Genomic DNA, 17,406 nt, shown 5'->3' on the forward strand with positions numbered 1-17,406 from the left:
TCTTCGTGCTGCGCGGCAGGGGCTTTGCGTTTGGTGGTGGTCAGCTGACGGGGAACCCGAGTGTCCAGCCGTCGCTGATCTGTTTGGGGCCGACGGTGATCTCGTCCGTCTCGGGGTTGTAGCGGCAGTAGATGCTGCCGGTGAAGAACCAGATGTCGTCGCCGCCTGGCCGGGTGCACGCGGCGTCGATGCCGTTGGCGAAGGCGGTGCCCTTCAGGGGAGGCCAGCCTTCGGCGATGGATTTGGGGGGCTGGAGCAGGGTGTCGTCCGAGATCTTGTAGCGGAGGTACTGGCTGCCGGCGAAGAACCATGCCTCGTCGGGGTGGCCGGGCCGTAGGACGGCGGCGGTGATGCCGGCGTCCTCGAATCCTGTGCCGCGCAGTCCGGGCCAGCCGTCGTGGAGGGTGGAAGGCCCGTTGATGACGGTGTCGTCGGTGATGTTGTAGCGCAGGTAGAGGTCGTCGTGGAAGAACCACGCCTGCGCGCTCTCGCCCGGGACGGTCAGGGCGGCGTCGATGCGGTCGGAGAAATGTTGGGTGTCGAGGTGGTGCCACCCGTCGGCCACCGCGGTCGCAGGATGGGTGATCTTGTCGTTGACGGTGTCGTACCTCAGGTAGATGTCGTCGTGGAAGAGCCAGACGTCGTCGGGGTTCTCGCCGCGGCTCGGCAGGGCGGCGCTGACCCCGTCGATGAACGCCTTCTTTGCCAGAGGCGGCCAGCCCGCATGGATGGGCTTGGGGCCTGCGAGGATCTTCTGGTCCTTCAGGTCGTAGCGGACGTAGTCGTCGCCCCGGAACAACCACAGGGAGTCGGGCTGGCCCTTGACGGTCAAGGCACCGCTGACGCCGCGGGCGAAGGGAGTGCCGGCGAGGCCGGGCCAGTATTCGCCGATGAGATTGGGCCCGACGACCTTGTCGTTGTCGACGTAGTAGTAAAGGACTTCCTCACCGAGGAAGAAGAACAGTGCGTTGCCGCCGGTGGGGTCCTGGACTGCGGCGTCGATGCAGTTGTCGAAGGTGGTGCCCTGCAGGCCGGGCCATCCGTCGTAGATTTCCTTGGGGTTCACGGCGAGCGTATGGGTGGACAGGTCGTAGCGGACGTATTGGCTGTCGCAGAAGAGCCAGACCATGCTGCTGCTGCCGGGGACGACGACGGCGGTGTCCACCGAGTTCGCGAAGACGGTGCCTTTGAGGGCGGGCCAGACCGTTTCGATCGACTGCGGGCCGGCGGTGACGCTGTCGGTGGGAATGTCGTAGGTCAGGCAGGTGTCGAGCCGGAAGAGCCATGCCTTGTTCGCGTCCGGCATGTTTCCGGAGGCGTTGAGCACCGGATACAGGGCGCGGGGGGCCGTCACACCGCCCGTTGTGAAGTATTCCGCCCGCCGATTCCGGGACGGACCGCCGGAGCCGTGCTGTTTGAGGTGCAGGATCGCCAGCACCATACAGAGCGCGGCCGCGGTGCTGCCGAACACCCGAGTGAGAACAGTTTCTGCGAGGGGGGTCTCGCTCTCACGGGCCTGGATCAGGTTGGTCGAGAGCGCGTGCCAGCTGATCTCAGCCAAGGCCATTCGATCGCGCCGATCCTGTCGTAGGTTTTCGCCGGTTGCCCAGATGTTGGCGATGTCGACTGCGATCCTGGCGAAGCGCGCGGCCTCGCACAGCATTTCGGCCAGCAGGACGATCACCTGCCGCCGGTACTGGTCGGAGCCTGGGTTGTCCAAGAGCTGCTCGACGGCGTGGTTCAGGTATGACCGCCCCACGGGAAGTACTGCCGCACGGTCGGGAACCAGGGTGGCGTAGCGCTCCTCGAGTCCGGTGTCCTGCGGGGCCAGCCCCTCCTGCTGAGCCATGGCCAGGATGCCCGTACGTCCCTCCGGGATTCGGAGGTGATAGAAGGTGTTGTTGCCGTCGAGGGTGTAGCCCCAGCCGTACAGGTCGGTGTCCTGGATATACCAGTCGAGGTAGCGGCCGTCCTCGATCACGATGCGGACCGAGAACATGCTCTCAGCCTGATTGATCTGATGGGTATGACTCATGGGATAGAGCCGGCGGGTAACGCCCTGAGCATTTTGAACTTCAACGACAGCCTCTGGACTCTGGTCGCAGACCCGCGTTCGGATTGCGTTGATGACGGCGGCGAAGTGTTGGGGTTCCGTGTTCCTCAGATCAAGGGTTGTCAGGGGAACCATCGTGCTGTCCTTTCGGTTCACCGAGGCGGTGGTCGCGGACGGGCCAGGACCTGTCGTTGCCGTCCGCGTTCCGGCCGCGAGAGGACACGGCCATGGGCGGCGTCTCGGTCGAGGAACGCCGTTCGACGAGAGAACTTCGGGGCCCGTGGTCATGGAGGGCCGCAGATCCATTCGTTGGCCTTGTCCAGCGTCCACTGAGCGAAGTACACCCCGGGGTCGTAATTCACCTGCTGATGCCGTTTCACGGTGTCTAACCTGATCATGGTATTGGCATCGTCCTGCCCCGCATGGATGAAATACGCAGGGGACAGGTCGAAGGTGTGGCAGAGGTTAGGTCCGCTGTCGGTCACGATCGCTGGGATTGGCGCGAGCGGCTTGTCCTCTTCGCCACCGCAGACGGCAAGGCCCACGGAGGGGCCGTTCGGCAATGTCCACGCCGGAACCGTCCCGGTCGTGTCGATGTATACCTCCGGTGGCTTGACCGGGTGCACCGCAGGATTGCGCGTGAACGTGTAGGCACTGTTCGGATAATCGAGAAGCATGCTGTTTCGAGCAGTGTCGTCGTACTGCACAGGTTCGGCCTCGCTGCTGCTGCACCATGGATTGTTCTCCTGGCAGCCCAGGTCGGCATAGACGAGGGAGAAATCAAGAGTCCACTGGAACGTGACCTGCCCACCGTCGTCGAGCGGCTTCGCGAGCCAGACCAATGGATAGACGTTCGATGGGTCTCTCTGGCCACTCCTCACCGTCACCACGACGTAGACGGCGAACGTGAAGGCGGGCTGCGAGGAGCGGTTGTAAAGGGTGAGGCTGTAGGCGTCATTCATGGGGCGCCCGCCCCGCAGCAGCGTTTGCAGCCCCTCGCCCCTGCTGTGAGCAGCCAGCGCCGCACCGGCCGGCACCAGCGTCGTGACCGACGAGGCCCCACTGCCGTGAGGGGACACGCCCGACGACTGCCGATGCCGCCAGGCGTGTCGCACCAGGTCTGGCAGCTCAGCTGTTCCTGGGCGGCGGACCCTCTACCCAGTTGTTGCTCTTGTCCAGAGTCCATTCCGCCGCGAAAACTCCGGACCCGTAGGTCACTTGCTGGTACTGGGTCACCGTGTCGAGGTCGGCCATGGCGCCCTGCACGATGTTTCCGGCATCGATGTAGTAGGTGGGGTGCAGATCGAAGGTGTGCACCAGGTTGGGTCCGCTGTTGCCCACGATCGCGGGTGCCATGGTGGGCGTTTGGCCGCTCTCGCCGCCGGAGATGGCCAGGCCCACAGAGGGGCCGGCGTCCAGGGTCCACGGCGGAACAGTGGCTGAGGTGTTGATGTAGACCTCTCCAGGCTTGACCGGGTGCGCTCCGGCATTGTGCTGGAACACGTAGTCGTTGTTCTGGTAGTCGAGAAGCGCGCTGTTCAGCTGAGCGTCGGTGTCTTTGACGTCCACCGTGCTGCTCTCCTTCCACACCGTGCCCGCCTGGCCCCCCTGGGTCGCGAACATGACCGCGTAGTCGAGTGTCCAGGCGAAGGTGACCTGGTTGCCCTCGTTGAGGGGCTTGGTAAGCCAAGCCACCGGAAACTGCCCGGCCGTGTTGCCCACCGGGGCGACTGTGTAGACAGCGAAGGTCAACCCCGGCTGCGACGACGCGTTGTGCAACGTGAGGGTGTACGTGTCTGCCATGAGACAGCTCCTTCCACTCGACGCTCATCAGGGACTGGAACTCCCAGCCACCCACCCTCACTATGACGGAAAGCGCACATGTCGGCAGATTTACCATGTCACTCATTCCGTCTCGTTATGCCCCGGTGAGAGGAACAGGCTCAGACGATTGGCGTAGCCACCGCCTGGACCACATACCCGCAGTGCGAGTGGTCGAAGATCCAAGCCCCCGGACCGGACAAGGCCACCATCACAACCAACGACACTGGGCCAAATGGGTGACAAGCTGAGTGTCCTGGCCTCCACGTTCCATGCATTGCCCCTCCCCGCGCATCTCGGGCAGGCCCGAGCCCCAACACGCGTCGCAGGCGATCAACTGACCAGATGCCTCCGCCTCGGATACCCCCGCGCGTCGTCAGCTCGGCTGCCCTCGGCTCGCAGATTCCCGAGGACGAGCACACCGGCCTGACGGGTAGTCATCTCGCCGCGGAAAGTCTCACCGTCAGGTGATGGCTGTCGCCGGGGTGAGACACGCTGCCACAGCGGCTAGGGAGGGTTGTTCGGTGTCTTCGCGGGGCGAGGTCGGGGCCTCCGGGCCAGGCCATGACTCGTCTGATGGCTTGCGCTTGTGCATCGTCCGCCCTCCGGTGTTCGGCCGGAGGGCGGACGGGAGTGTGTGTGGGGTCAGTCGAGGGCGAGGAAGCTGCCGACGTTCTCGTCGGGCCGGAACTCGCCCGGCCCCAGGGGGTTGAGGACCTTCGTCGAGCAGTTGCCGTCAGGGAAGAGCAGGATTGTGCCGCTGGTCCGGTTGGCGATCGCGGTGTCGTCGCCGAGGCCGGGGTAGCACTGGCCGGGCTGCGGGTCCCGGGTCTGCTTGAACTGGCTGCCGTTCTCCTGGATCACGACGCCGGGCGCGGCCGAGGCAGTCGTGAGATTGACGCAGGACAGGGCGAGGGCGCCGGCGGTGGCCACGAGGGCCGCGCGCCGACTGAAGCGCATACGCATGAGGGCTCCGTACTGAGGTTCACAAGAGGGGTACGTCATGGGAGCCCCGAGGCTCCGGACTGCTCTGGCGCCTTGCCGCTCCCGCAGGCCAAGTACCCGGGGCGAGGAGGAACCCTCACGACGCGCCCGGCGGTTCACCCGGACGAGATTCGTATGCAGTCTTTTGCCCGTTGGGGGCGGGCACTCCAGTTCGCTGTAGCGACTGGGCTGACGTACGCAGCCTCGCCCCCGATCGCCGGCGGCCGGGCGGAGCCGCCGGACAGGGCCTCTGCTGCACGGACCATGCCGGCCTGAGCCCACCCACTGCCGCGAGGCAGTTCTTCAATCCGCGATATCCCGCGCAACGCGGGGCTGGCGGTTGCCCATCCACACGATCCTGCCTGCGAACCCGCCCCGCTCGCGCGCCTTGGCCTCGCGGGCCTTCTCCAGCTGACCCGAGCCGACGCCCAGATCGACGGCGAGCGCGCGCACCACCTCTAGCACGTCCGCCAGCTCCTCCAACGCCCCGGTCTCGTCCGCCGCGAGGAACTCGGCGACCTCCTCGCCGAGCTTGTCCCGCAGACGCCTGCGGTACTCCTCCGGGCCCGCGGTCCGGACGATCGGCTCGGCTCCGTCCTCCCGGATGATCTGCGGGATGCGGTCCCGTACCAACTTGCCGGCCGTGCTGTAGCCGTTCACGGCTCTCCCTTCGCCGCAGAGCAGTCACCGGTGACCACTCATCGCGGGCGCACACTAGGAACTCCCCCGGGCGCCGCGCCACCTCAACGCCCGCTTAACGGCAGAACCCGACCGGACCTGATTCGCCATGCTCTTCGCGCTCGTGCTCGCCCTCGGCGCCTTCCTGGGCGGCGAGGGGGTCTGACATGGCCCGGCGCGGCCATGCCGCCAGCTGGAAGCGAGCCGGGCGATCGTCGTGTCGTCCTGATCGGCAGGCATCTCCCGCCCGGCCGAGAGCGGCGTTCATCCGCGCGATGAACCTGTCGCACTGCTCGTGCCACACCACCGATGAAACAGCCTCGGAGAAGGCGTCGGAGCGGGCGAACGCGAGGCTCGCGACCTCGTAGGCCAGCCCCTCGTGTTCCGACCAGCACGGCGGGATCACCTGATGCGGCTGCCAGGCGTACGTGCGGTTCAGCCACCGGCAGACGGCGCCGAGCCAGTCATCCAGCGAGCCCCGAAGATCTTCAGGCAGCGCGCCGATGTCCCACGGCGACGGCCCCGTCGGCACTTCCTCCGCGGCCCGCGCTGCAACGTACTCGGCGAGCGCGCTCGGCAGCTCGGGGAAGGGACGGAACGGATCGAGGTCGGTGTTCACGCCGCCTCCCGTGCTCGCCAGGCAGCAGCGTGCGCTTCGGAGCGGCGCCGCTTGGCCGACGCGGCGCGCAGACGTTCAGCTTCGTTGGCCCGCCGCAGGTCGCCCACGTGTCCCTGGATCGTGTCCCACGACTTCCAGGTCCACATGCCGTCGAACCGGGTGATCACCGGAGGCAGGTTGTCCGCGAGGACGAGTGCGTCTCCGTCGGGGAGCCCCTTGATCTCGTCGGCGCGCAGAACCGCCTCCAGCGCAACGTGAGTCGACGTCGTCTCCCCGGCCCCGCCGCTGCTGGTGGTTCGGGTCGTCTGGAGGCGTTCCACCTGGCCGCAGAGAGCGGACATGTCACTGAGGAAAGCCGGGTCCTTCGCGCCACCGAACACGATCACGTTGTTCGTGAACGCGGCCAGTTCGGCGGCTGTGTCCGCTCCGAAGCGAGATGTTGCGCTCGGCCACGCCTGGAGGCCGTAGACCATCGTGATGCCGCGTCCGCGGCCGTCAGCGACACGCTGGCGCAGGCTCGGGATCGGCGCGATGTTCGGCGCCTCGTCCAGCGCCCCGAGGAGCGGCGGGTCGAGTCGTCCGGCCGGCGACCGCAGGGCATGGCCCTCGGCGACATCGAGCAGGTCTTCGGTCACCGCCGTGGTCAGCGGAGCCACCGAGTTCGCCTCGCTGTCCTTCCCGAGCAGATACACGGTGCCGCCCGCGTCGAGAATCTCGCGGAAGTCGGTGGGCGGCTCGCCGTTGCCCTGGAGCGCTTCCACCACCGACTCGTGCATGAGCGGTTCCAAGGCCGCCTCCACCGTCACGGCGGTGTTGCCCACGGTCCGGCTGTCGCCCGTGGTGGACGTGCGGAGCATGTCTGCCCACCCCGGGCCGGCGCCCGGGTGCGAGTCGAGGATGCCGAGCGGGGCCGGATCGCTGATCTTCCGGGCCCACCGGAGAAAGTGCGCGAGGCTGGCCCCGTCGAGCGCAGCCGCATGCAGCAGCGCGGCGAGCACCTTCGCCGCCTGCCCCTTGTAGAAGGCGCTTCCCTCGGACTGGGCCGCGGAGCCCGGCGTCCGGGCTCCGGCGACCAGGGCCTTCGCCCGCAGCATCGCGGTCTCCGTATCCTCCGCGCCCGTCGTCGGCACCCAGCGCAGCCGGGGGATGGAAGGCGCGATGCCCTGCGGGTCGAAGACCCTGATCGGACGGTCGTCGCTCCGTCGGGCGTCCAGCGTCAGTTCGACCAGGTCCGGTTTGGTCGAGGTGGCCAGGACCGGGCCCCGCCACTCCCTTATCAAGGGGGCGAAGAACCTCAGCGTTTTGCCGCTTCCCATAGGGCCGATGACCCTGCACGCCTTGTCGGCCCGCGACCAGAGCGGCACGCCTTTCGGGCGGCGTGAAACCCCCAGTGGGTAACCGAAGTTGAAGGGGTCGGACGAGTGGTGATGCATGAGGTATTCCGTGAGAGCGAGGGGCGAATTACTGCTTGGTGAGGCTGATCGAAGAGTGGCCGGGGGCGTTGTCATCCGTCAGTGACGGGCGGATCTCCGTGGCACGCAGGACCGACTTCGCCGTGAGTTGCTTGCGCAGCTGGGCCTTCGGGGCGAACCCGGCATTGCGTCGTTGGCGCTGAGAGGCGACGCGCAGCATGAGCATGGCGAGCGCGCAGACGGCGACGACCGCGTACAGGAGGAAGGACAGGTTTCCGGAGAGGAGGTCCATCACGCCCTCTTGGCAACGCGAGCGGCGAGGTAGCGCATCCGCCGGCCGCACAAGCGGGCGACCGAGGCGTGTGGACCAGCGCACCGGGGCGGGGCCTGGTGGAAGGCCGTGTGCAGTTCCTCAGATGCTCGCCAGAGCGTGCCCACAGCGGTGCGCACGCGTCCGCCAGCAGCCGCGTAGTCGCCGCGGTCCAGGTCGGCGGCCAGCTGGGCCGTTCTCCGGGCGAGGGCGAGGTAGTCAGCGTGCAGTCGGTCGATATCCGTCCGCACGGTGTGCCGGGCCGTCGGAGGGGCGACAGCGAGAGAAGTAGACATAGTTGTTGATCGCCTTTCGGGGGGAGCGAGAAGAGGGGCGAACGCCAGTGGCTATGCGGGATCGGGGGACGTGGTCGCCAGGTCCGTCATGGAGCCGCTGGAGAAGCAGAGGTGCTGTTCCGCTTGGGTCAGGAGGTGCTGGACGCCGGGGTAGATGACCTCGCCCACCTTCCAGAGCGCGATGCCCCTGCGGAGACGCATGATGTGCTCGGCCGTCCATTCGGGTAGCCCGAGGCGTTTCACGGTGTCCTCGGCTTCGGCCTTCTTCATCGAGTAGACGACCACCGTGTCCGCCATCTTCAGCGCGGCCTGCGTCTCTGCGGAGTCGTCGATGTCCGACAGGTGATGAACGATGAAGATGCAGGAGAGCCCGTAGCCTCGGGCGAACTTCAGGAACTTCTCCAGCAGCGCGGCGAGCTGTGGTGTCCCGAGGATGTGCCACGACTCCTCGCACACCAGGATGCGCTTCCGCTGGACGTAGCGTCGGCACCCGGCGGCGAGGTTGGCACCCAGCTCCCACGCACCGGAGGCCGTGTCCACGACCGTCCGCTCGTGCTCACCCGGCTCGGTGCCGCACTCGCACACCGGCCTCAGCCAGACCTCCTCCAGGAAGACGGCGATGACCGCGACGAGGATCGTCATGGCGATGCCGCCGGAGGGCACCCGGGTCAGGTCGAAGACGACCATGTCGGCGTCCAGGTCCACCGACAGCGAGGTGGGGCCGTCGAGCATCCCGACGAGATCACCGGCGTCCTGGTCGCTACCGCACAGCCGGTCCAGGACGTACGAGGTTTCAAGACCATCGGTGAGGAGTTCGTCCCGCGTCCGCTTCTTGGCGGTGGCGTCCGTCTCCTCCGGCTCACGCAGGGCTGCGGCGACGTCGGCCAGCACGGGCGTGCGGTCTTCGGCGCCGGCGCGGTCATGTGCACGGCGAATGGCGAGCCGCAAGGCGCTGCCCGCGAATTCGTCCAGCGGCCGACCGAGCCCGAGTTCCACGATCGTGCGGATCAGCTCGACCTGCCGCTTACCGGTGATCGCCGGGTCCAAGGGGTTGATGCAGGACGAAGCCGGACCGCCGCCGGGCGTGAACCGCACCGGCGCCTTACCAGTCAGGGACCGGCCCAGGGCCGCCCACTCGCCCTCCTCCCGCTCCTTCTGCTCCTTCGTGTCGAGGACGACCACCTTCCGGCCAAGGCGCACCTGGCGGGAGGCGTACGTCTTCGTGAGGGCACTCTTCCCTCGGCCCGTGTCGCCCATCACGAGCATGTTCCCGCCCGGTAGACCGTCGCCGAACGCGCTGAACGGGTCGTACACAAAGGCTTTCCCGCTGTACAGCTCGCGCCCGATGATCGCTCCCGCGGTGCCCAGAGTGGGCGGTGCGATCGGCAGGTAGAGAGCCTGACTCGTGGTGGTCGCGGTGTGGAGCGGGCGCCGGACGGTCTCGTGCATCGGCGTCAGCGGCAGAAGGCCGCCCAGGCCGGTCACTTGATCCCTCCGGCGAACGGCAGCGTGGTGGTGAAGGCGCGGGCGTGTTCGAGGTCCAGCCACTCGATGCGAAGCTGCGCGTTCCGGGCGCGCGAGGCCGTGGTCCGCTTGGTCTTCTCCAGCTCAGCGGCACTGCGCGCCGAGACGGTGAGGTAGCCGACCACCGCGGAGCCGGCCGCACCCGACTCCGCCAGGGCCATGCCCCGAGATCCGGTGGCGTTCGCCGCGATGATGTCGCGCGGGTCGATGTTCTTCCCCCGCTTCTGGTCGCGCAGCATCTCGCCTTGGTTGTTCGTGTCCTCCGAGAGCATCCGCTCCACGGCCTTGTCGTTCGGTTCGAGGTCCTGGGTGATCGCCATGGTGCGGATGACGTCCGGCATCCCGATCAGGAGCGGGGACAGGAAGTCGGGTCCGACCGGAGTCGTCGGCCAGCTCACCACGGCGGCCGTCGCGTGGTACCAGCTGCCCGTGGAACCCGCGGCGCGGGTGGCCATGAACGTGCCGTCGCGCACGTCCACGTTGCGCGGAAAGGCGTGCTGGCGGGGCAGCTCGGTGTCCCAGATCGGGTGGTCGGGGTCGTAGGAGTTGCGGACCAGCGCGGTCAGCCCCTTCTCACAGAGGGGCGCCACGACCTGAAGTCCGGCATCCTCACACCGCGACCACAGCTCCTCCAGGCACGCGGCCATCGCGGCCGCTACACCCTCGTCTCCGTCGCCCCGCGCGGCACCGTCGGCGGCGAAGTCGCGGGTGAAGCGGGCGTGGGCGGTGACGTAGTACCGGTGCTCCTCCGCGGAGGTCGACACGGCGTCGGCCAGCACGTCGTACGAGTCCGCGAGCCACTGCGGCACGCCGGCGGTCGCGGGTGATCCGTCGCGCTGTGCGACGTAGCGCCGGTGGGCGTGGGGGTCGCTCTTCATCTGCCGCGCGAGCACCTGGAGCCGCTTGACCGGGTGCTCCTCGGTGTTCCCGAACGCATCGAGCACTTCACCCCAGCGTTCGAGCGCGACGACCTGTTCGCCGACCTCCTTGCCGCCCAGCCCCGGGGACGCGACCTCCAATGTCCCGGTGACGCATCCGGCCTCGGGCTGGAGGACCACCACCGCCTTCTGGCCCCGGACGGTCACCGGCACCCAGGTCATTCCCGCGACGCCTTCCGGAGCGGTCAACGCGGCATCCGGCGGGGTGCCGTCACGCTGTACGCCGGCCTCCACCGCAGGGGAGACCCAGACCCCGCCGGTCCGGGCGAGCGCCGACTTCCGGTAGCGGGTGATCCGCCACCAGCGGTAGAGGGTGCGACGCTGTGCGGTGCCGCGCGGGCGGTACGGCACGTAGACGACTGCGGCAGCGAGCGTCACGGGGACGAGCAGGAGAAGCCCGGCCACGAGGGGCACACCGTTGAAGAGAAAGCCGCCCAGAACGCCAACTGCCGCTCCGCTCCCGAGGACAGCTTGCTCGCCGAGGTCGCGGCGACCGAAGAGCCCGGTCGGCCGGTGCTTTCCGAATTGGTAGGTACGAGTAGCCATGAATCAGGCGTCCTTGCTGGTGGGCTTCGCGGGCTGAGGAATGGTGGAAGGGGCGGGCCCGGCGGGGGCGCGCCCCACAACCGGAGGCGTCGGGGGCGCCGGGGGAGCCGGGCGGGCAGGCACCGGCCGTGGAGGCGCCGGAGGCATCACCGCCGTAGGGGCCGCCTTCCCGGCGGGAGGTGGACTGACCACCGGAGAGGTCGTCCCGCGGGCGCGTGCGGAGGCCGGAGCGCCAGAGCCTGCGGCCGACGGCCCGCGTTCGGCCGGGACCTGGGCCCCACCACCGTTCGCGGCGTCCGTTCCCTGCGCGCCCGGTGATGACGTGGCCCGGTTCTTCGCCAGGTCGACACCGGCCTTCGCCACCGCCACCGCGGCACCCACGGGCCCCGCGGCACTCGCGGTACCAGCACCGGACTTGGCGCCGCCGGTCGTGGCCTTGGCGCTCGCTGTGCCGGCCTTGCCGCCCGCTGCCGACCCCGCGGCCTTGCCGCTGCTGGGCCGCCCGCCGACCAAGGAGTCATGGATGCGGGTGTTGATGACCCGGTTCGTCTGCTGGGCCGGACCATCCACCACGGACGCCGGACCGGAGGACTGCGCGGTCATCCGGGCGTGGTGCAGCTGCGACATCTCGTCGCCGAACGCGGGCACCCACCGGTACACGGTGCCGCTCGCGAAGACCGCGAGGAGAAGAATCAGCGCGCCGACGAGGATCTTGGAGACCGAGTCGGACACGTTGCTGGACGAGTCGCTGAGGACCGCGCCGCCCAATCCGAGCAGGGCGAGCAGGACGGGCTTCGACAACCCGATGGCGAAGAGGGCGCCGACCCACTTCTTGCTTTTCCTCCACAGGTCCCGATCGACCAGACCGGCGTTGACGACCGGGCCGAGGGCCACCGCGACGTAGACGGCCGAGCTGCGGATCAGCAGCTCGACCCACATCAGCAGCGCGCCGAACAGCATGACCAGGTTGACCGTGATGAGCTGCCCGAGGCCGTCACGAGGGTTCGCAGCCAGGATCTTGAGCAGGTTGGCCAGGAAGGGTTTGAAGTTGCTCGTGGCGTACGGCTCAAACACCGCTGTTACCTCATCGAACGCCTTCATCAGCAGGCCGATCGCGGCCGGTGTCAGGGCGTTGACGAAGAACTGGAGCATCAGCAGGCCGACTGCCTCACCTACTGCTGTCGTCACCGACACTCCGCGGACCGCCCGCTTGGCGATGGCCGCCAACCACAAGGCCATCGTGAGCAGGGACGATGCCGCGAAAATGATGGCGTACTGCTTCAGGAAGCTCGCCGAGGTGAGGTCGATCTTCGTGCTGCCCTGGAGCAGCTCCAACATCTTCCGCAAGAACCAGATGTTGGCTTCCGCCAGCTTCTGGGCAATCGCGCCGATGGGGTCCGTGGCGAAGTCGATCGCCGCCTTCGCCTCACAGACCATCGGGATGTAGCAGAACGGGTTGGCCACCGCTGCCGGGACACCGAGGAACGCGATGAGGACGTTGATCACGGCGATGGTCTGAAGCCGGCGCCTCCATCCGCCGCTCGGCGACCGGTCGACGGTCAGCAGACCCGGAGCGTCGTCACGCAGTCGGAGGCGCATCAGCAACACCCCCTACGCCTGCGAAGCTGCTGCTGTGCGAAGCCGGATCAGCAGGAGGCGCCGGCACGAGGGGTTCCGACGGCGTGACGGCCGTCGTCGTCCAGGTGCCGCCGCTCCACGTGAGGTCGACCGTCATACGCAGGAAGGCGCACTGCGGAGTCTGAGTCTCGTCCGGCCCTGCGACCCCGCCCACGGACGCGGTCCACACCTCGATGCTCGCTGCCCGGTCCGAGTAGGACACGGCCCGGGTCGCGAGGGCAGCGGTCCTGGTGACCAGGAGCCCGCCGTCCGCGGTTGTGCCGTCCTCGCCCAGCGCCCGGTTCTCACGGACAAGCGCCGCCGTGGCGTCGGTATCGGACGTGAGCGTACGGAGCGAGGACGGCGCCGCCGTGGCCGCGAGCATGTGGTGCCGCCACTCCGAAGAGGTGAAGAACCGCGGGTCTCCCCAGAGGGCGACAGCGCTCGTCGCGGCACCGCGGGCCCCCTGCTCCGTATGCCGGTATCGGGCCGGGAATCCGTCCTGTCCCACGGAGCCGCTCAGCACCGGGTCGGCAGCGTTCCCCGGAACGTAGTCGGCAAAGCTGCTGGCGGAATTCGTCGACTGCCGGAAGTCGATCGGGGCGACGAGACCCTTCTGCTCCGAACCGCCGTAGAGCTTCCAGTCGTTGTTCTCCCAGACGAGGCTGACCGTGACGGACCGGTAGCTGGTCGCTGGTGCACGGTGGCCAACAGCGCTTCCTCGCACCGCGGTTGTCCACAACCTGACCGTCGCCCTGTGGATATCGAAGCCGAGGGTACGGGCGGAGAGGACGCCGGTCCGCGCGATGCCCCGATTCCGGTCGAGCTTGTGGTTGCCGTTCTGCAGGCCGCGCGCTGCCTGCCGGGCAGTGCGGTCGGCCTTCTCGGCAACCGCTTTCGGAGCACTGTTCGCGGTCATCACGGACAAGGCGCTGCGTCGGGCCCCTGCCTCTGTCAGGAAAGGCCAACTTCCCATGACCACGGTGAAGTTCGACGCAGCCGCCTTCGCCCCGGCTGCGGTCCGCGGGTAGCCGACGGGCACGCTGCTGATGACCTTGGTGCGCGGCTCGGCGCTCCGAAGCGGAGCGTCGTTCGAGAGGGACGTGGTGGGGGACGAATCGGATGTGGCGGTCGATACGTTCACGGCCACCGCGGCGGCGGTGACGACCGCGGCGCACCCGGCAGCGAGGCTCCATCGAGTTGCCCCCGACCGCCCCGTCGCACGCTCGGCGGAGCCGCCGTTCCTATGACGGATTCGAGACATGGGTCACACACCCATGTTGTACGTGATGCCGACGATGGTGCCGAGAGAGGCGAGGACGAATATGACGACCAGACCACCGGCCATCATTCCCTTGCCCTGCGAACTCTGCATCGTGGAATGGCCCTCACCCATCCATCCCTTGCTCTTTCCGAGGCCGACGAGGAACGCGCCCAGCCCGACGACGGCTACAACGGCCGCGGCTACGCCCAGGAGGATCTTCGAGGTCTTCCCCAGCTTCGCGAAAGGCCCCCAATCCGGCTTGACTCCGGTGATGACGTCGACTCCGGCAGCGAGTGTTGAGTGCAGGGACGGATCGGACGCGGAAGAAATAATGTGGCTCACGGAATTCCTTGGTGATATTGAGGTTGGCTATCCGACATGCCGCATGGCAATGATTTGCGGCGTCCAATAGCTGAGGGGTTTGATGCGCACCAGAGCCCGGGTGTGAGGTGCGTCGATGACCTGGCCGCCGCCGATGTACATCCCGACGTGCTCCGGACCTGAAGCGCCGGGGACGCTGAACACAAGGTCGCCGGCACGGAGTTGGGCCACGCTTTTCACGGCGGTTCCCGAGCGCACCTGGTCGTATGTGACGCGCGGCAGGTTCACGCCGGCCGCGGACCACGCCATCCGGGTCAGGGAGGAGCAGTCACACCCGCCTTGGCCCGTGAAGGGCGGGGTGCATTCGCCGCCCCACCGGTACCAGGTGTTGAGCGCGGTCTTCGCGGCAGCGATGGCACGCGCCGCCCCCTTGCCCGTAGGCACCGCCGGCGTGACGGCCGCCTCGGCCCACTTCGAGGCCAGGTCCCGGATCTTCTTCACATAGGCCCGGGTCTCCGGGTACGGCGGAACCCCGCCGTACCGGATCACCGCTCCGCCGCCCGCGTTGTACGCGGCGAGCATGTTCTCCGTGCTGTCGCCGGGGACGCGCTTGACCTCGTCGGCCAGTACGCAGTCGTAGTGCGCCTGTGCTGCGATGGCGTCGGCAGGGTTGAAGATGTCCTTCTTCCCGTCGCCGTCGCCGTCCTGCCCGTAGACCGACCAAGTCCCCGGCATGAACTGGGCAATGCCCAGGGCGCCGACGGGGCTTTTGGCCTTCGCGTTGAAATTCGACTCGGCGTGGAGTTGCGCAGCGAGGAGCGAGGCGGTGACCTGAGGGCATTTCCCGGCGTTCTTTTCGATCAGCGCACGGGCCCAGCCAGGCACGGGAGCGTCTGAAGTGAGGCCGCCACCGGGGCCCGCTTCTTCAGCAGAAGCCCTGCCCCCGCCGCCGAGCAGCATCAGCACGGCAGCCCCCAGACCCAGCACTGCCGCCACCAGGCCGAGACCGACTTTGAAAAGCTTCTTCATCACGGCCTCGGGTCAGGACCAGGGCAGAGCGACGACGCGCCACCCGGAAGCGGTGTGCTCCATGCGAAGCGCGATCTGTTCGCTGCTCGTCCGAGTGGCTCCGGACGCCGGCGTCGTGGTGAGGGTGTAGCCGACTCGGACGACCGCGGACGACTCGTCCGCCGCAGGGGCGCCGTCAGGGGTGACCACGGTCTTGATTTGCGCGGTCCGGACTGCCTTCTCGGACCGAAGCTCTGCCCAGGCACCGTCCTGCCCTGGCCTCTGCTGCCGCAGAACCTCCGCCAGTTCGCCAGCGGCGTGTTTCGCCGCACGGACTCCGGCGTCGGCATACGTCCGATCGCCTCCGTCGCGGGCGTCATGGCCGGCGTAGGCGGTGGTGAAGGCGCGCGCCGTCCTCTCCACCGCTGCGGGAACTGCGGTCGGGCCGGCGGGCGCAGGGGTATTGGACGGTTGGGCCGGTGTGACAGCCGGTAGGGAGGAGCCCGAGACTGACGAGTCCGGGGCTGATGGCGCCGAAGTGGAACAGCCGGTCGTCAGAGCGGCCAGCGACGCCGCAGAAGCTATAGCGGTGGATATGTGGATGAACCGGGTGGATCGGAACATGCGGGGGCTACGACCTTGCGCTGTGGATCAACTGGGCGGGTGTTGCGACCCCCTGGGGGGCGAGGGGCCGCAACACCCCTTCGCAGGAGTGAGCCGGGGGGGGGGGCTGCTCCTGCGGGCTAGATCCGGCGTCGGCCGGAGTCTGGCGGGCGGTCAACAACGCATAGGCGTTGGCCGCGCGTAAATAATTGCAGGGGGCTCCGAAAAAGTCCCATCCGGCATTCCGGAATTTAATTCAGGGAATTTTCTTCAGGCTTTCTCTAATCAGTCCGCCGCTCGGAACGGCGTTGCCGGAGAGAGGGGTCGGAGAGCCACGGCACTCCAGGGCTTGATCAAGGTCCGTAGGTGTCCGGGTTGTTGGTGACGCCCAGAATGGTGAGTGCTCGTTCGGGTTGAGCGTGGATCGCCTGGGTGGTCCCGCAGATCAGGCGTTGGCGCTGAGGAATCGAGGCCCACTATCGCCACCCGACGTCACGTTCGCCAAGGATGTCTGCTGCATCCGCACCGGGACCACACCCTGCGATGGCCTCTTTCTGGAGCCCTGCAATCGCCCTGGCTCGCTCGACGGGCTGGGAGAACATGGCCGCCACCGACTACGGCCGGTCCCATCCTGATCACGGGGTCGACCTCGTCGCGACCAGATCACGAGAACGCTTGCGCCTTGATGCTGGCCTGTACGACGTCAGGCGCAGGGCCACTGCATCGCTTACGCTTAAAACGAAGATGTCCAGACAAAACTACGAAGCTCGCTTGGGTCTGGGTATTTACCCCCCATCGCCCGCCCTGCAATTCAATGAACCTCTTTGATTCTGAGGGCCGAGGATCAAAGGGGAGATGTATTACTGCAGGCCGGAGTCGCCATGCGAGGTCGCACGCGAAGAGTGTGAAGGAGGCTCAATGGCGGGCGATCGCTTCCATGAACACCACTGAAGGAAAATCTCCGCTGACTGCATCTCTTCTTTTGGGGCTACCCGGCAAACGCAAGGAGGAAATCCAATGTATGCTGAATTTATCGTCGAGAAAGTAACCGACGACGGCGAGCTCGAAGAAGTTGTCCGCGGCAGCGAAAGGCCAGTCCTGGTGAACTACTACGCCGACTGGTACGTTCCGTCCCTCCGGATCAATTCTTGGCTCAACGAGATTGTGACTGAAGAGAAGTACGGAAACGCAGTCAAGATCGTCGTCATGAAGATCCCCCCGTCACCGAACCCGAATTACCACGTGGACCGGCTCCCGTGGACTGAAATCTACAAGGATGGCGAGGTCGAGCCCATCCTTCCCCCTGGGTGCGCCGCTATCGAGCGCGAGCTGGACGCCATCGGCAATGAATGACGCGAGTTCCTACGCTTGGCGTCGTCAAGGCGTCTGCGCGGCGGGGCGTCCACGTCCGT

General features: G+C 67.4%; 16 protein-coding genes. 1 reads left to right on the forward strand and 15 read right to left on the reverse strand.

Going from position 1 to position 17,406, the window contains the following annotated elements; all coding sequences use genetic code 11:
- Positions 1-40 precede the first annotated feature (40 nt).
- The 15 genes from ABT345_RS13095 to ABT345_RS13165 form a co-directional block, all read right to left on the reverse strand.
- A complete protein-coding gene (locus tag ABT345_RS13095; RefSeq protein ID WP_351322026.1) occupies positions 41-2,359 on the reverse strand; it encodes a ribosome-inactivating family protein in 2,319 nt (772 codons plus the stop codon).
- Positions 2,338-3,132 carry a RhiA family protein gene (locus tag ABT345_RS13100; RefSeq protein ID WP_345078073.1) on the reverse strand — a complete coding sequence of 265 codons (795 nt, stop codon included), beginning with the start codon at positions 3,130-3,132 and terminating at the stop codon, positions 2,338-2,340. The genes ABT345_RS13095 and ABT345_RS13100 overlap by 22 nt, the downstream gene beginning before the upstream one ends.
- Before the next feature lie 49 nt (positions 3,133-3,181).
- Positions 3,182-3,856, reverse strand: coding sequence for a RhiA family protein (locus ABT345_RS13105; protein WP_345078070.1), 675 nt, complete (start codon positions 3,854-3,856; stop codon positions 3,182-3,184).
- A gap of 663 nt (positions 3,857-4,519) precedes the next feature.
- Entirely contained in the window at positions 4,520-4,840 is a 321-nt protein-coding gene (locus tag ABT345_RS13110) for a hypothetical protein (RefSeq protein WP_345078067.1), read from the reverse strand.
- A gap of 321 nt (positions 4,841-5,161) precedes the next feature.
- Positions 5,162-5,518 (reverse strand): nucleoside triphosphate pyrophosphohydrolase, encoded by a 357-nt coding sequence (locus ABT345_RS13115; RefSeq protein WP_345078064.1) that lies wholly within the window; start codon positions 5,516-5,518, stop codon positions 5,162-5,164.
- A 94-nt stretch (positions 5,519-5,612) separates the two neighbouring features.
- The gene (locus tag ABT345_RS13120) at positions 5,613-6,155 is read right to left on the reverse strand and encodes a hypothetical protein (RefSeq protein WP_345078061.1); all 543 of its coding nucleotides are present in this window, start codon (positions 6,153-6,155) and stop codon (positions 5,613-5,615) included.
- Positions 6,152-7,588: a type IV secretory system conjugative DNA transfer family protein gene (locus ABT345_RS13125; RefSeq protein WP_345078059.1), complete on the reverse strand. Its 1,437-nt coding sequence runs from the start codon at positions 7,586-7,588 to the stop codon at positions 6,152-6,154. Before ABT345_RS13125 ends, ABT345_RS13120 begins: the two co-directional genes overlap by 4 nt.
- Positions 7,589-7,616: 28 nt before the next feature.
- On the reverse strand, positions 7,617-7,862 hold the full coding sequence (locus tag ABT345_RS13130) for a hypothetical protein (RefSeq protein ID WP_345078056.1): 246 nt from the start codon (positions 7,860-7,862) through the stop codon (positions 7,617-7,619).
- Positions 7,859-8,173, reverse strand: a complete 315-nt coding sequence (locus ABT345_RS13135; RefSeq protein WP_345078053.1) for a DUF6238 family protein — start codon at positions 8,171-8,173, stop codon at positions 7,859-7,861. Before ABT345_RS13135 ends, ABT345_RS13130 begins: the two co-directional genes overlap by 4 nt.
- Positions 8,174-8,224: 51 nt before the next feature.
- Positions 8,225-9,658 (reverse strand): putative type IV secretion/conjugal transfer ATPase, encoded by a 1,434-nt coding sequence (locus ABT345_RS13140; RefSeq protein WP_345078050.1) that lies wholly within the window; start codon positions 9,656-9,658, stop codon positions 8,225-8,227.
- Positions 9,655-11,181, reverse strand: coding sequence for an SCO6880 family protein (locus ABT345_RS13145; RefSeq protein WP_345078047.1), 1,527 nt, complete (start codon positions 11,179-11,181; stop codon positions 9,655-9,657). The genes ABT345_RS13140 and ABT345_RS13145 overlap by 4 nt, the downstream gene beginning before the upstream one ends.
- Positions 11,182-11,184: 3 nt before the next feature.
- Positions 11,185-12,780 (reverse strand): hypothetical protein, encoded by a 1,596-nt coding sequence (locus ABT345_RS13150; protein WP_345078045.1) that lies wholly within the window; start codon positions 12,778-12,780, stop codon positions 11,185-11,187.
- A complete protein-coding gene (locus tag ABT345_RS13155; protein WP_345078042.1) occupies positions 12,761-13,942 on the reverse strand; it encodes a hypothetical protein in 1,182 nt (393 codons plus the stop codon). Before ABT345_RS13155 ends, ABT345_RS13150 begins: the two co-directional genes overlap by 20 nt.
- Before the next feature lie 123 nt (positions 13,943-14,065).
- On the reverse strand, positions 14,066-14,404 hold the full coding sequence (locus ABT345_RS13160) for a DUF8827 family protein (RefSeq protein WP_345078039.1): 339 nt from the start codon (positions 14,402-14,404) through the stop codon (positions 14,066-14,068).
- A 27-nt stretch (positions 14,405-14,431) separates the two neighbouring features.
- Entirely contained in the window at positions 14,432-15,412 is a 981-nt protein-coding gene (locus ABT345_RS13165; RefSeq protein WP_345078036.1) for a C40 family peptidase, read from the reverse strand.
- A gap of 1,599 nt (positions 15,413-17,011) precedes the next feature.
- Between ABT345_RS13165 and ABT345_RS13170 the strand changes: the two genes are divergently transcribed.
- Positions 17,012-17,347, forward strand: a complete 336-nt coding sequence (locus ABT345_RS13170) for a thioredoxin domain-containing protein (RefSeq protein WP_345078033.1) — start codon at positions 17,012-17,014, stop codon at positions 17,345-17,347.
- Positions 17,348-17,406 lie beyond the last annotated feature (59 nt).

Origin of the sequence: Streptomyces sp. NPDC000404, from assembly GCF_040300365.1 — a bacterium.
Classification (GTDB): Bacteria; Actinomycetota; Actinomycetes; order Streptomycetales; family Streptomycetaceae; genus Streptomyces; species Streptomyces ramulosus.